This is a genomic window from Rhodopseudomonas sp. RCAM05734 (genome assembly GCF_052658035.1).
On the sequence record NZ_CP199742.1, the window covers coordinates 5,256,638 to 5,268,120 of the forward strand.

Annotated in this window: 13 protein-coding genes; 7 read left to right on the forward strand and 6 right to left on the reverse strand. The window is 65.0% G+C overall.

The genetic code is table 11. From position 1 onward, the window contains the following. The first annotated feature begins 28 nt into the window (after positions 1-28). The 5 genes from ACUXVA_RS24910 to ACUXVA_RS24930 all read left to right on the forward strand — a co-directional run bounded on the left by ACUXVA_RS24910 (position 29) and on the right by ACUXVA_RS24930 (position 5,461). Positions 29-1,048 (forward strand): sulfotransferase family protein, encoded by a 1,020-nt coding sequence (locus ACUXVA_RS24910; RefSeq protein WP_265083188.1) that lies wholly within the window; start codon positions 29-31, stop codon positions 1,046-1,048. Continuing rightward, positions 1,045-1,992, forward strand: coding sequence for a sulfate adenylyltransferase subunit CysD (cysD, locus tag ACUXVA_RS24915; protein ID WP_265083187.1), 948 nt, complete (start codon positions 1,045-1,047; stop codon positions 1,990-1,992). The genes ACUXVA_RS24910 and cysD overlap by 4 nt, the downstream gene beginning before the upstream one ends. Next, on the forward strand, positions 1,992-3,884 hold the full coding sequence (gene cysC, locus ACUXVA_RS24920; protein ID WP_445488802.1) for an adenylyl-sulfate kinase: 1,893 nt from the start codon (positions 1,992-1,994) through the stop codon (positions 3,882-3,884). The genes cysD and cysC overlap by 1 nt, the downstream gene beginning before the upstream one ends. Before the next feature lie 110 nt (positions 3,885-3,994). Next, positions 3,995-5,002 (forward strand): alpha/beta fold hydrolase, encoded by a 1,008-nt coding sequence (locus ACUXVA_RS24925; RefSeq protein WP_320109730.1) that lies wholly within the window; start codon positions 3,995-3,997, stop codon positions 5,000-5,002. Between the two features lie 177 nt (positions 5,003-5,179). Further along, positions 5,180-5,461 carry a GCG_CRPN prefix-to-repeats domain-containing protein gene (locus tag ACUXVA_RS24930; RefSeq protein ID WP_445488804.1) on the forward strand — a complete coding sequence of 94 codons (282 nt, stop codon included), beginning with the start codon at positions 5,180-5,182 and terminating at the stop codon, positions 5,459-5,461. Positions 5,462-5,525: 64 nt separating this feature from the next. Here ACUXVA_RS24930 and ACUXVA_RS24935 read toward each other — a convergent pair whose 3' ends face one another. The 5 genes from ACUXVA_RS24935 to ACUXVA_RS24955 all read right to left on the reverse strand — a co-directional run bounded on the left by ACUXVA_RS24935 (position 5,526) and on the right by ACUXVA_RS24955 (position 8,931). After that, positions 5,526-5,813, reverse strand: coding sequence for a hypothetical protein (locus ACUXVA_RS24935; protein ID WP_265083185.1), 288 nt, complete (start codon positions 5,811-5,813; stop codon positions 5,526-5,528). A 223-nt stretch (positions 5,814-6,036) separates the two neighbouring features. Continuing rightward, positions 6,037-6,669, reverse strand: a complete 633-nt coding sequence (locus tag ACUXVA_RS24940; RefSeq protein ID WP_445488806.1) for a trimeric intracellular cation channel family protein — start codon at positions 6,667-6,669, stop codon at positions 6,037-6,039. Positions 6,670-6,880: 211 nt separating this feature from the next. Further along, positions 6,881-7,138, reverse strand: coding sequence for a DUF2442 domain-containing protein (locus ACUXVA_RS24945; RefSeq protein ID WP_445488808.1), 258 nt, complete (start codon positions 7,136-7,138; stop codon positions 6,881-6,883). Beyond that, positions 7,119-7,355 (reverse strand): DUF4160 domain-containing protein, encoded by a 237-nt coding sequence (locus tag ACUXVA_RS24950; protein ID WP_265083182.1) that lies wholly within the window; start codon positions 7,353-7,355, stop codon positions 7,119-7,121. The genes ACUXVA_RS24945 and ACUXVA_RS24950 overlap by 20 nt, the downstream gene beginning before the upstream one ends. Positions 7,356-7,398: 43 nt before the next feature. Then, positions 7,399-8,931: an acyl-CoA carboxylase subunit beta gene (locus ACUXVA_RS24955; RefSeq protein WP_265083181.1), complete on the reverse strand. Its 1,533-nt coding sequence runs from the start codon at positions 8,929-8,931 to the stop codon at positions 7,399-7,401. 201 nt (positions 8,932-9,132) lie between these two features. On the opposite strand from ACUXVA_RS24955, the gene ACUXVA_RS24960 reads away from it, so the two are divergent. Together ACUXVA_RS24960 and ACUXVA_RS24965 are read left to right on the forward strand one after the other, a co-directional pair. Continuing rightward, positions 9,133-10,116, forward strand: coding sequence for a dienelactone hydrolase family protein (locus tag ACUXVA_RS24960; RefSeq protein ID WP_445488811.1), 984 nt, complete (start codon positions 9,133-9,135; stop codon positions 10,114-10,116). A 66-nt stretch (positions 10,117-10,182) separates the two neighbouring features. Continuing rightward, complete coding sequence (locus ACUXVA_RS24965; RefSeq protein WP_265083179.1) at positions 10,183-10,605, forward strand: DUF4260 domain-containing protein; 423 nt, start codon at positions 10,183-10,185, stop codon at positions 10,603-10,605. 14 nt (positions 10,606-10,619) lie between these two features. Here ACUXVA_RS24965 and blaOXA read toward each other — a convergent pair whose 3' ends face one another. Then, positions 10,620-11,438, reverse strand: a complete 819-nt coding sequence (blaOXA, locus tag ACUXVA_RS24970; RefSeq protein WP_265083662.1) for a class D beta-lactamase — start codon at positions 11,436-11,438, stop codon at positions 10,620-10,622. Positions 11,439-11,483: the final 45 nt, after the last annotated feature.

Here is an 11,483-nt window from a genome sequence, read left to right on the forward strand (position 1 = left end):
GTCATCAAGCCCGCCAGGAGCACCGCACATGAACTCCGTGACCACCCCCATCGACGAACTCGAACGCCTCGCCGATCTCGTGCATCGCCAGCATCCCTCCGTGAACACCCAGCTGCTGATGCCCGACGACAAATACCAGACCCGCACCGTCACCCTCGACGCGGTGATGCGCGAAGTCACCGACTGCATTGCACAGGAATTTCGCGGTCGTCGGGCCGCGGACTTCCCGACGCTGTATTGCGCCTGGGGCAAGTGCCGCGTCGGATCGACGGCGCTGACCAACCTGTTCGGTGTCGCCGGCATGCCGTCCTACTTCCAGCCGGTGAAGGTGGTGCTCCGCCACGCGCTGATGGGTCGTGCCGGCGCGCCGTGGGACCTGCCCTTCGCCGCCGACCACCCGGTGGTGTTCAGCAAGGAAATGGCTGGCCCTTACGCGCTGGCCGAGTGCCTGTTCCAGCCGCTGCAGCCATTGATCGAAGCCGGCTACCCCGCCGACAAGTTGCACTTCATCATGCTCGATCGTGATCCCGCCAGCTCGCTGGCATCGTGGATCGAGAAATGGTCGGACCGCGTGCCTGACGCGACCCTGATGCAGAACTTCGTCATCTCTTCGCTGAACACGCTGCGCGTCGAGACCTATGCCCGGCGCCAGGGCGTGCCGGTCACGCACTACGTTTACGAGGCCAGCAAGGAGCCGGTGCCATCGATCCGCGCCCTGTTCACACGGCTCGGGCTGGCGCATCGCTTCACCGAGGATGCGGTGACCGAATGGAACGAGATGGGCAGACTGGAATCCAAGGACGCGCGCATCACCTTCGTCAAGGAGCCCACGGTCTACACCGTCCCCGGCCTGCATGGCGAGGACACCGCCTATCGTTACCGGACCCGCAAGACCAGCGGGCTGAGCGCGGACCGGCTGGACCTGCTTGACCGCTTCGGCATCAACGGCATCTACCGGACGTCGGTGGAGGCCTGCATCCGCGACCTCGGCTTCGATGCGGCGACGGCAGAGCGTTTGTTCGGCGACGTGCTCGGTGTCGACGCATGATCGACACCATCGACTCTCCCGACATCGCGCCGGCAATCGCACGCGGCACCACCAGCCACCTGCAGCGGCTGGAGGCGGAGAGCATCCACATCCTGCGTGAGGTGGCGGCGGAATTCCGCAAGCCGGTGATGCTGTATTCGATCGGCAAGGATTCCTCGGTGCTCCTGCATCTGGCGATGAAGGCGTTCTTTCCCGGCAAGCCGCCCTTTCCGCTGCTGCATGTGGACACCACCTGGAAGTTTCGCGAGATGATCGCGTTTCGCGACCAGCGCGTCCGCGACCTCGGCCTCGATCTGCTGGTCCACATCAATCCCGACGGCATCGCGCAGGGCATCGGCCCGTTCAGCCACGGCTCGGCCGTGCATACCGACGTGATGAAGACCCAGGGGCTGCGCCAGGCGCTCGACCTGCACGGCTTCGATGCCGCAATCGGCGGCGCGCGGCGCGACGAGGAAAAGTCCCGCGCCAAGGAGCGCATCTTCTCGCATCGCAGCGCCGCGCATCGCTGGGATCCGAAGAACCAGCGGCCTGAGCTGTGGAGTCTGTACAATACGCTGCTGGCGCCGGGCGAAAGCATGCGCGTGTTCCCGTTGTCGAACTGGACCGAGCTCGACATCTGGGAATATATCCTGCTGCAGGATATCCCGATCGTGCCGCTGTATTTCGCCGCCCCACGGCCGGTGGTCGAGCGCGACGGTGCGCTGATCATGGTCGACGACGCGCGCATGACGATGCGGCCGGGCGAGACGCCGGAGCTGCGTTCAGTGCGGTTTCGTACGCTCGGCTGCTATCCCCTCACCGGCGCGATGCCCTCCACCGCCGCGACGCTGCCGGAGATCGTCCAGGAGATGATGGGCTCACGCACGAGCGAGCGCGAGGGCCGCGTCATCGACCGTGACAGCGCCGCGTCCATGGAACGCAAGAAAGCGGAGGGCTATTTCTGATGACCATGACCGATGAGCCGCTCGACCGCGCGCTCGACGCGCTGCACTTCGACCATGGCGACCGCCCGACCCTTCGCTTCGTCACCTGCGGCAGCGTCGACGACGGCAAGAGCACGCTGGTCGGCCGGCTGCTGTACGATTCCAAACTGCTGCTTGACGACCAGCTCAGCGCGCTCGAGGCCGAGAGCAGTATCGCAGGCAGCAGCGGAGCGCTGGATTTCGCGCTGCTGGTGGACGGCCTGCAGGCCGAGCGCGAGCAAGGCATCACCATCGACGTCGCCTATCGCTTTTTCGGCACCGCCCGGCGCCGCTTCGTGGTCGCCGATACGCCGGGCCACGTCCAGTACACCCGCAACATGGCCACCGGCGCCTCGCACGCCGAACTGGCTGTGGTGCTGATCGATGCCCGCAAGGGCGTCATCACCCAGACCCGCCGCCACAGCCATATCCTCGGCCTGTTCGGTATCCGCCACGTGGTACTTGCGGTGAACAAGATGGATCTGGTCGGGTTCGACGAGGATCGCTTCACCGAGATCGCCGTCGAATATCGCCTGCTCGCGGAAAAGCTCGGCATTGCCCACGTGCAGTGCATCCCGGTGGCGGCGCGCGACGGCGACAACATTTTTACGCCGAGCGCGCGGATGCCCTGGTACACCGGCCCCACGATCATGGCACATCTGGAGACCGTCGATGTCTCCGGCGATGTCGCAAGCCGGCCGATGCGCTTTCCGGTGCAGTGGGTGAATCGGCCCCATGCGGAGTTTCGTGGTTTCAGCGGCCGTATCGCCAACGGCACGGTGCAGCGCGGCGACGCGGTGACGGTGCAGCCGTCGGACCGCCGCAGCCACATCGCCCGCATCGTGACGGCCGACGGCGATCTTGACGCGGCCGTGGCCGGACAATCGGTGACGCTGGTGCTGGCCGACGAGGTCGACGTCAGCCGCGGCGACGTGCTGACGTCCGGTGCGCCGCCGCTAGTGTCGGACCAGTTCTCCGCGCATCTGGTGTGGTTCGACGACGCCGTCCTGCTGCCTGGTCGTCGCTATATCCTGAAATGCGGCAGCGCCACCACCGGCGCGGTGATCACCACGCTGAAGCACAGCGTGGCCATCGACACCATGGAGCATCAGGCGGCCACCACGCTGGCCGCCAACGAGATCGGCTGTGTCAATCTCAGCCTCGACAGGCCGCTGGTGTGCGAGGCCTATGCCGACGATCGCGCGCTCGGCAGTTTCATCCTGATCGATCCGATCAGCCATTGCACCGCGGCAGCGGGGATCATCGATTTCGCGCTGCGCCGCGCCAGCAACATCCAGTGGCAGACGCTGGATGTCGACAAGACCGTACGCGCCCGCCTCAAGCAGCAGAAACCCTGCGTGCTCTGGCTGACCGGCCTCAGCGGCGCCGGCAAGTCGTCGATCGCCAATCTGGTCGACCGCAGGCTGTGCGAACTCGGCCGCCACGCCTATTTGCTTGACGGCGACAATCTTCGCCACGGCCTCAACAACGATCTCGGCTTCACCGCGGAAGCAAGGGTCGAGAACATCCGCCGCGTCGCCGAGGTTGCAAAGCTGTTCATCGACGCCGGCATGATCGTGCTGGTGTCGCTGATCTCGCCGTTCCGCAGCGAGCGCGACATGGCGCGTAGCCGCCTTGCTGCAGGCGAATTCATCGAGATCCATGTCGCGACGCCGCTCGACGAATGCGAACGCCGCGACCCCAAAGGCCTGTATCGCCGCGCCCGCGCCGGCCAGCTGCCGAATTTTACGGGCATCGACTCGCCCTATGAGGCGCCGGAACAACCGGAGATCGTGCTCGACACCGCGGCGCTCTCGGCGGAAGCCGCCTGCGAGCGCATCATGGCCTATCTGCAGGACCATCGCTACGTGTAGTGGCCTCGCCGCTGCACGGCTGCATCCCCGAAACGTGAGGAGCTCTCACCTTACCTTCGCCACAAGCAGGCACCAAGCAGGCGCATCAATTGCCAACCGGATGTTCCCCGATGAAACGCCTGCTGCTGTCCGCCCTGCTCGCCACGCTTCCACTCTCTTTTGCCCATGGCGCCGAGCCGATCGCGCGTGAACCCTACGGCATCGGCCTCGAGGGTTTCGCCTATCCCTACCCCGTCAAGATGCTGCCGGTCGTCAATGACGGCGAGCAGCTCAACATGGCCTATATGGACGTGAGGCCGACGGCGAAGCCCAACGGCCACACCGTTCTGCTGCTGCACGGCCGCAACTTCCCGTCGAGCTACTGGGCGCCGGTGATCGCCGTGCTCAGCGACGCGGGCTACCGCGTCGTCGTGCCGGACCAGGTCGGCTTCGGCAAATCCTCGAAGCCCGCGGGCGACCTGCATTTCGACACGCTGGCGCGCAACACGATGGCCCTGATGAACTTTCTGGCCATTCCGCAGTTCGACATCGTCGCGCATTCGCTGGGCGGTATGCTCGGCGTGCGCCTGGCACGCGCCAATCCCGACAATGTGGATCACCTGCTGCTGGCCGCGCCGATCGGCCTCGAGGACTACCGCCTCTACGTGCCGCCGACACCTACCGAGAAGATCATCGAGACCGAGGACAAACTCACCGCCGAGGCGTACCGCAAGCAGCTGGAGGTCAATTACGCGCTGAAGCTGCAGCCGGACCAGGTGACGCCGTTCATCGACGCGCGATTCAACATCAAGGGCGCGGCCGACTATCCGCGCTGGCTGCGGGCCTTCGCGAGCTCGGCGCAAATGATCTATCGCGAGCCGGTGGTTCACGAGATCCCGCTCATCGCGCAACCGACCCTGTTCATCATGGGTGCCGACGACCACAACGCACCGGGCAAGCCCAACGCGCCCGAGGCATTGCGGCCGAAGATGGGCCAGAACGCCGATCTGGCCAAAGCGCTTGCCGCGCAGATGCCCAAGGCCAGGGCCGAGGTGCTCCCCGACGCCGGACATCTGGTGTTTCTCGATGCCGCACCGAAATTCAACGAGCTGATGCTGGCGTTCCTGGCGAGCAAATAGCGAAAATTGCAGCGCGGACGGGTCGGACGCACGTCGGTATATTCATCCCGTATTCAGGCAGAATCAGTTATCTGCGATAGTACGTGAAGGCTGACCGACGTCCGGACCTTCGCCACGCACCGACACGATCGCGGGCGTTTCGTTTGCAGTGCCGCCACGCGGCCAATGGAGGAAACCATGAAGAAGCTCTTTGCCGCGGCGGTGTTCGCCGCCACCGTCGGCGGACTCGGCGCAGCCAGCGCCATGCCGCTCGCGCCGTTGAACGCCGCCGACACCGCCGCCGTGATTCAGGTGGCGCAGGGCTGCGGCCCCGGCTGGGCGCGCGGACCGATGGGCCGTTGCCGCCCGATGGGACGCGGTCCGGTTGTGGTGGTGCGCCGCCCGGCGCCGGTGGTCGTGGTGCGTCCCGGCCGCGGCTACCGGCCGGGCTACGTCTACCGCCACGGCCGTCACTACTGAGCGGCGCGAATCCGAACACGGAAAACCCCGCTCACGCGGGGTTTTTTGTGCGCATCCATGCCGGCTATCTGCAGCTCTCGCTGCCGCCGGCAAACTGCGCGGCTTGGCCTTCGATCGGCCGCAGGCAGACATACCAGCCCTTGGCGCCCGGCGGAATCTGCTGGCTGCACGAGACCGTCTCGGTGCCCGCGGGCGTGGTGAAGCGGCACTCGACCTTGCAGGTGACCGGCCGGGTAGATTCATTGTCGGTCTTGACGATCACTGAATCCTTTGCCGGCGATACCGCGCAGCTATAGGCCCCCGCCGGCGGCGCCGCCGTCGTGCCGGCCAGGATCGCCATCATCGCTGCCATTCGCAGCTCACGTCCCCGCCGGACGGGCTCGCGGTTTGTGGGTGTCGCAAACACTGACATGGAACGGGGCACGGCAGACCTTCGGGTAATTGGCGCGGGATTGCACCGAACGGCATCGTTCGGCGCGATCCCGATTGGTCGCCCCTGCCGACCGAAGGTTCATACCGAAGGCGAACACCATCGCGCGCTGCGCCACCGCCGGACGACAGGGCGTCAGAACGCCCTACGCGTTGTCGCTGTCATAGACGAATTTAGGCATTTCTAGTTTGAGCCGGATCGCGAGCAACCGGAATGTCAGCCCGACCGCGAAGGCCGCGGCGATGACGAGATCCGGGCTGACCTGCAGCTTGATGCCGCCGATATACAACAGCCCGGTGACGATCGACACGCTGGCATAGAGCTCGCTGCGAAACAGCAGCGGCACGTCGTTGCACAGCACGTCGCGGAGCACCCCGCCGACGCAGCCGGTGATCATGCCGGCGACCACCACGATCAGCAGCGGCTGGTTCATGCCCAGCGCGATGTTGCACCCCATGATGGTGAAGACCACAAGGCCGATGGCGTCGAGCAGCAGAAAGATCGCATGGAAGCGATGCACGAAACGGGCAAGGCCGATGGTCAGCAGCGCAGCGCCGCCGGTCACCAGCAGAAGGTACGGGCTGTCGACCCACCACAGCGGATAGTGACCGAGCAGAACGTCACGCACCGAACCGCCCCCGAGCGCGGTGATGCAGCCGAGCATGGCGACGCCGAGCCAGTCCATCTTGCGACGCCCGGCGGCCAGCGCCGCCGTCATGGCCTCGGCCACCAGCGCAATCATCGCCAGCGGAAACAGCAGTGCTTCGGTATGCGGCATGAGAATCGACCAGAGTGGATGAATGCACTCTGTAGCACGAAACCGACGGACCGCCGCGCCGGCTGCTTCCCACGCATTGTCGCCACCGCGTTGGGAACCCGCAATGCCGTGTGAGTCCGAGGCCCGCATCAGCGAAGGTGATATGCGGGACTTGATGGGTCGTGTTTTAAACCCGGATGTCGCTTCGCTCGTCCCGGCTACGCTGACTTGGTTACCTTGCCGAAATCGCCGATTTTCCCTGCAGCATCCCAGCGATGCTCAGGTCCTCGTCAATCTCGGGCCAGTGAATACCCATCGGCATGATCTCGTAGTTGGCGCGCTGCGCAGGCGACGCCTGATCGAGGCGCGGGTACCAGGCGAGCGGCGTCGCGATCCTGCGACCATCGCGCAAGGTCACGATCAACTCCGTCGTAGTGCATTCGACCGACTGTGCTCGAAGATCGCCAACATCAATTTCCAAAGTGCTCATTCCACGCATCCATAAGGTCGGCTTGATGCATACGAAGATGACGGATGATACCGCCAATCTCGTGCGGCCGGAAGCCAATGTTAACGGCAACTGTCAGGTCGTGAAGCCAAAATTTCACTTCCATGTCTCCGCTGCGGACGTGCACGTGCGCTGGCTCTGCGCCATCCGCAGAATAGAAGAAGGCGCGATACGGTCCCCATCGCAAAACCGTCGGCATCTACCCTCCAGGTGCAGCCAGCCCCCCGATGGCACCTAACGACTCACAACGGCATGTTGTCGTGCTTCTTCATCGGCACATCCACCGCCTTGTCCTTCAGCATCGCCAGCGCGCGGGCGATGCGGCGGCGGGTGGAGTGCGGCATGATGACGTCGTCGATGTAGCCGCGTTCGGCGGCGACGAAGGGCGACAGGAAGCGGTCCTCGTATTCCTTGGTGCGCGCCGCGATTTTTTCGGCATCGCCGATGTCCTGGCGGAAGATGATCTCCACCGCGCCCTTGGCACCCATCACGGCGATCTGCGCGGTCGGCCAGGCGTAGTTCATGTCGGCGCCGATTTCCTTCGAGGCCATCACGTCGAACGCGCCGCCATAGGCTTTTCGCGTGATGACCGTGACGAGAGGCACGGTGCACTGGCTGTAGGCGAACAAGAGCTTGGCGCCGTGCTTGATCAGGCCGCCATATTCCTGCGCGGTGCCCGGCAGGAAGCCCGGCACGTCGACGAAGGTGACAATGGGAATGTTGAAGGCGTCGCAGAAGCGCACGAAGCGCGCCGCCTTGCGCGAAGCGTCAGAGTCGAGCACGCCGGCCAGCACCATCGGCTGGTTGGCGACGAAGCCCACGGTCTTGCCGGCGATGCGGCCGAATCCGGTGACGATGTTCTTGGCGAAGGTCTCGGCGATCTCGAAGAAGTCGCCCTCGTCCACGACTTTCAGGATCAGCTCCTTGATGTCGTAGGGCTTGTTGGGATTGTCGGGGATCAGCGTGTCCAGCGAGTAGTCGACGCGCTCGATGTCGTCGAAGCTCGGCCATTCCGGCACGCCCGACATGTTGTTGGCCGGCAGGAAGTCGATCAGCCGGCGCATCTGCAGCAGCGTCTCGACGTCGTTCTCGAACGCGCCGTCGGCGATCGAGGAGCGCGTCGCGTGCACGCTGGCGCCGCCGAGCTCTTCCGCTGTGACCACCTCGTTGGTGACGGTCTTCACCACATCCGGACCGGTAACGAACATGTAGCTGGTGTTCTTCACCATGAAGATGAAGTCGGTCATGGCCGGCGAATAGACATCGCCGCCGGCGCACGGACCCATGATGACCGAGATCTGCGGTATCACGCCGGACGCCTGCACATTGCGACGGAACACGTAGGAATAGCCCGCGAGCGCCGCGACGCCTTCCTGGATGCGCGCGCCGCCGGCGTCGTACAGCCCGATGATCGGCGCACGGGCTTTCATCGCCATGTCCTGGATCTTGACGATTTTCTGCGCGTGGGTCTCGGAGAGCGAACCGCCGAACACGGTAAAATCCTTGGCGAAGACGAAGGTCTTGCGGCCGTTGACGGTGCCCCAGCCGGTGACCACGCCGTCGCCGGGGATCTTCGACTTCTCCATCCCGAATTCGACCGAGCGGTGCTCGACGAACATGTCGAACTCCTCGAACGACCCCTTGTCGAGCAACAGCTCGATGCGCTCCCGCGCCGTCAGCTTGCCCTTGGCATGCTGCGACTCGATGCGCTTCTCGCCGCCGCCCAGCTTGGCGCCGGCACGACGGTCTTCGAGGGTGTCCAGGATGTCTTTCATGCGAGTCCCCAATGGCCGCGCGGGCCCTGCCGTTTCGTGGTTGGCTGCTGTCTAGCATGCGTTGCACGGGCTGGAAAATGCCCTATTCGGCGACCCGCCCGGCCCGGCAATTGACAGCGCAGCGGCGGCCCCGCTCAATGGCGGCCAAATCGCCGCCGGCCGCACCATTGCGCCGGACGAGCTAAAATGGAGGATTCCCCGATGCGCCACGCCTACGCAGCGATCGCAGCGGCCCTGCTGCTGAGCTGGCTTCCCGCTTCCGCCCAGGAGCCCTCGTCCAGACAGATCGCGGCCCGGGTCGAACTGCATCCGATCCCGTCGCTGACCCTGTCCGACCAGCAGTTTCTCAGCGGCGACGGCAATGGCAAGCCGGTCACCGTGACCGGGGAATTCCGTGTCGCGCAAGGCACCGGTCGAATGCCGGTGATCGTGCTGATGCACGGCTCCGGCGGCGTCGGCCCGAATGTGGAGCCGTGGACCCAGCAGTTCAACGCCATGGGCATCTCGACTTTCGTGATCGACGGCTTCACCGGCCGCGGCCTCACTTCGGTCAATACCGATCAGGCGCAACTCGGCCGGCTCAATTTCATCATCGATATCTACCGCACCCTCGACATTCTCGCCAAACACCCGCGCGTCGATCCGGACAGGATCATCCTGATGGGATTTTCGCGGGGCGGCCAGGCCGTGCTCTATGCCAGCGTCGCGCGCTTCCAGAAGCTTTGGAACAGGTCGGGATTGCAGTTTGCCGCCTACATTCCCTTCTACCCGGACTGCGGCACGACCTACCGCACCGACGCGGACGTGGTGGACCGGCCGATCCGGATCTTCCACGGCATGCCTGACGACTATAACCCGGTGGCCAGTTGCAAGGCCTTCGTGCAGCGGTTGCAGGACGCCAAACACGACGTGGTGCTGACCGAGTATCCCGACGCCCAGCACGGCTTCGACACGCCACTCAATGTCGGCACGGTGACGGTGGCCACCGGTGCGCAGTCCGTGCGCGACTGCAAGATCCAGGAGGCGGACGGCGGCGCGCTGGTCAATGCCGCCACCGACAAGCGGTTCACCTACAAGGATGACTGCGTGCGGCTCAATCCTCATGTGGGCGGCAACGCCGCCGCCACCCAGGCGGCGCGCCTCGCCGTCGGCGATTTCGTCCGCAAGGTGCTCAAGCTGGAGTGATCGCAGGACGATGGCTTTGCCGCGCGATTCGCCCTATACGCCGGTTCCAAACTTGGAGCAGGCGATATGGCGTATAGCGAGACCAACGTGACCAACGAGATCAACGGAGCTGCGACCGGCGGCGTGCTGTCGCTGCTGCGCTGGGAAGGTGTGGCGCTGTTTATCGGCTCGACGCTGTTCTACTTCATCTCCGGTGCGCCGTGGACCCTTTACGCGGTGCTCTTCCTGGCGCCCGACCTCAGCTTCCTCGGTTATCTGGCCGGCCCCCGCATCGGCGCCTTCGTCTACAACGCCCTGCACGCCACCATCGGGCCGCTGCTGCTGGTGCTGGTCGGACTGGCGTTGGCGGAGCCGATTTTCGGCTCGATCTCGCTGATCTGGCTGGCCCATATCGGCCTTGACCGCGGGATCGGCTACGGCCTGAAATATACCACCGGCTTCGGCTTCACCCACCTCGGCCGCATCGGCAAGGCCGCCGCCAAGGCCTGAGCGATCGCGGTGCGTCAGATCGCGCCGATATCGCTCAGGCACTGCTGCGTCAGCGTCATTCGGCTGGCCACGTGCCTGGGCTCGCGGACGTCGCAGTTCAGGGCGAACACGGTTTGCTCGGTGCCCTTCTCGGCCCAGCCCACCACCCAGCCGAGGCTGGGCTTGCCCAGTTCGGCGCCCAGCAGTCCGGTCTTGTAGCGGATGGTGGCATCGCCGACCTTCACCACCGGCAGGATGTCGCGCACCAGTTGCTGGCTGCGCGCCGCCGCCGGCAGCACGCCGCGGCGCAGCCGGTCGATGAAATCCATCTGCTCCATTGGATCGATGCGCAAGTCACCGGTCAGCCAGAACTGGTCGATGCCGCCGCCGATGTTGGAATTGCCGTAGTCGAATGCATTGAGATATTTCTGCATCCGTTCGGCGCCGATGCGTCGCGCGATCTCCTGATAGACCGGCACCGCGGATGCCGCGATCGCCGACCGTAGCGTGTGATCCTGATTCCATGCCGCGATGTCGCGCTTGACGCCGTCCCACTTGAACACGTCCTTGTCGGGATCGTCGACCACGTCGGTGTCCAAGGCGATCAGCGAGTTCGGAATCTTGAAGGTGGAAGCCGGCAACATCGCCTCGCCCGAACGCTCCTTGTCGCTGGCGACGATCAGGTAGTCCTCGGTCCTGTAGCCGACGAAGGTGCCGGCCGTCCCCTCATCGGCGAAGCGCTTGGCGAGACTGTCGCGTATCTCGCTGCGCTGTGGCGCGACATGGGCGAAGGCGCGCGACGGCATAGCGGTCGCAGCGGCAAGCAGGCCGAGGGTCTGGCGGCGGTTGATCAAGGCGGCACCCGATGCGAAGGACAATGCCGCACGTTGCGCGCCGCA

Bases quoted from the DNA above. Each gene is read 5' to 3' on its own strand.
- ACUXVA_RS24965 (WP_265083179.1), top strand. From the start codon at position 10,183: ATGGCGTATAGCGAGACCAACGTGACCAACGAGATCAACGGAGCTGCG.
- ACUXVA_RS24960 (WP_445488811.1), top strand. From the start codon at position 9,133: ATGCGCCACGCCTACGCAGCGATCGCAGCGGCCCTGCTGCTGAGCTGG.
- ACUXVA_RS24935 (WP_265083185.1), bottom strand. From the start codon at position 5,813: ATGGCAGCGATGATGGCGATCCTGGCCGGCACGACGGCGGCGCCGCCG.
- ACUXVA_RS24925 (WP_320109730.1), top strand. From the start codon at position 3,995: ATGAAACGCCTGCTGCTGTCCGCCCTGCTCGCCACGCTTCCACTCTCT.
- ACUXVA_RS24940 (WP_445488806.1), bottom strand. From the start codon at position 6,669: ATGCCGCATACCGAAGCACTGCTGTTTCCGCTGGCGATGATTGCGCTG.
- cysD (WP_265083187.1), top strand. From the start codon at position 1,045: ATGATCGACACCATCGACTCTCCCGACATCGCGCCGGCAATCGCACGC.
- ACUXVA_RS24950 (WP_265083182.1), bottom strand. From the start codon at position 7,355: ATGCCGACGGTTTTGCGATGGGGACCGTATCGCGCCTTCTTCTATTCT.
- ACUXVA_RS24955 (WP_265083181.1), bottom strand. From the start codon at position 8,931: ATGAAAGACATCCTGGACACCCTCGAAGACCGTCGTGCCGGCGCCAAG.
- cysC (WP_445488802.1), top strand. From the start codon at position 1,992: ATGACCATGACCGATGAGCCGCTCGACCGCGCGCTCGACGCGCTGCAC.
- ACUXVA_RS24930 (WP_445488804.1), top strand. From the start codon at position 5,180: ATGAAGAAGCTCTTTGCCGCGGCGGTGTTCGCCGCCACCGTCGGCGGA.
- ACUXVA_RS24945 (WP_445488808.1), bottom strand. From the start codon at position 7,138: ATGAGCACTTTGGAAATTGATGTTGGCGATCTTCGAGCACAGTCGGTC.
- ACUXVA_RS24910 (WP_265083188.1), top strand. From the start codon at position 29: ATGAACTCCGTGACCACCCCCATCGACGAACTCGAACGCCTCGCCGAT.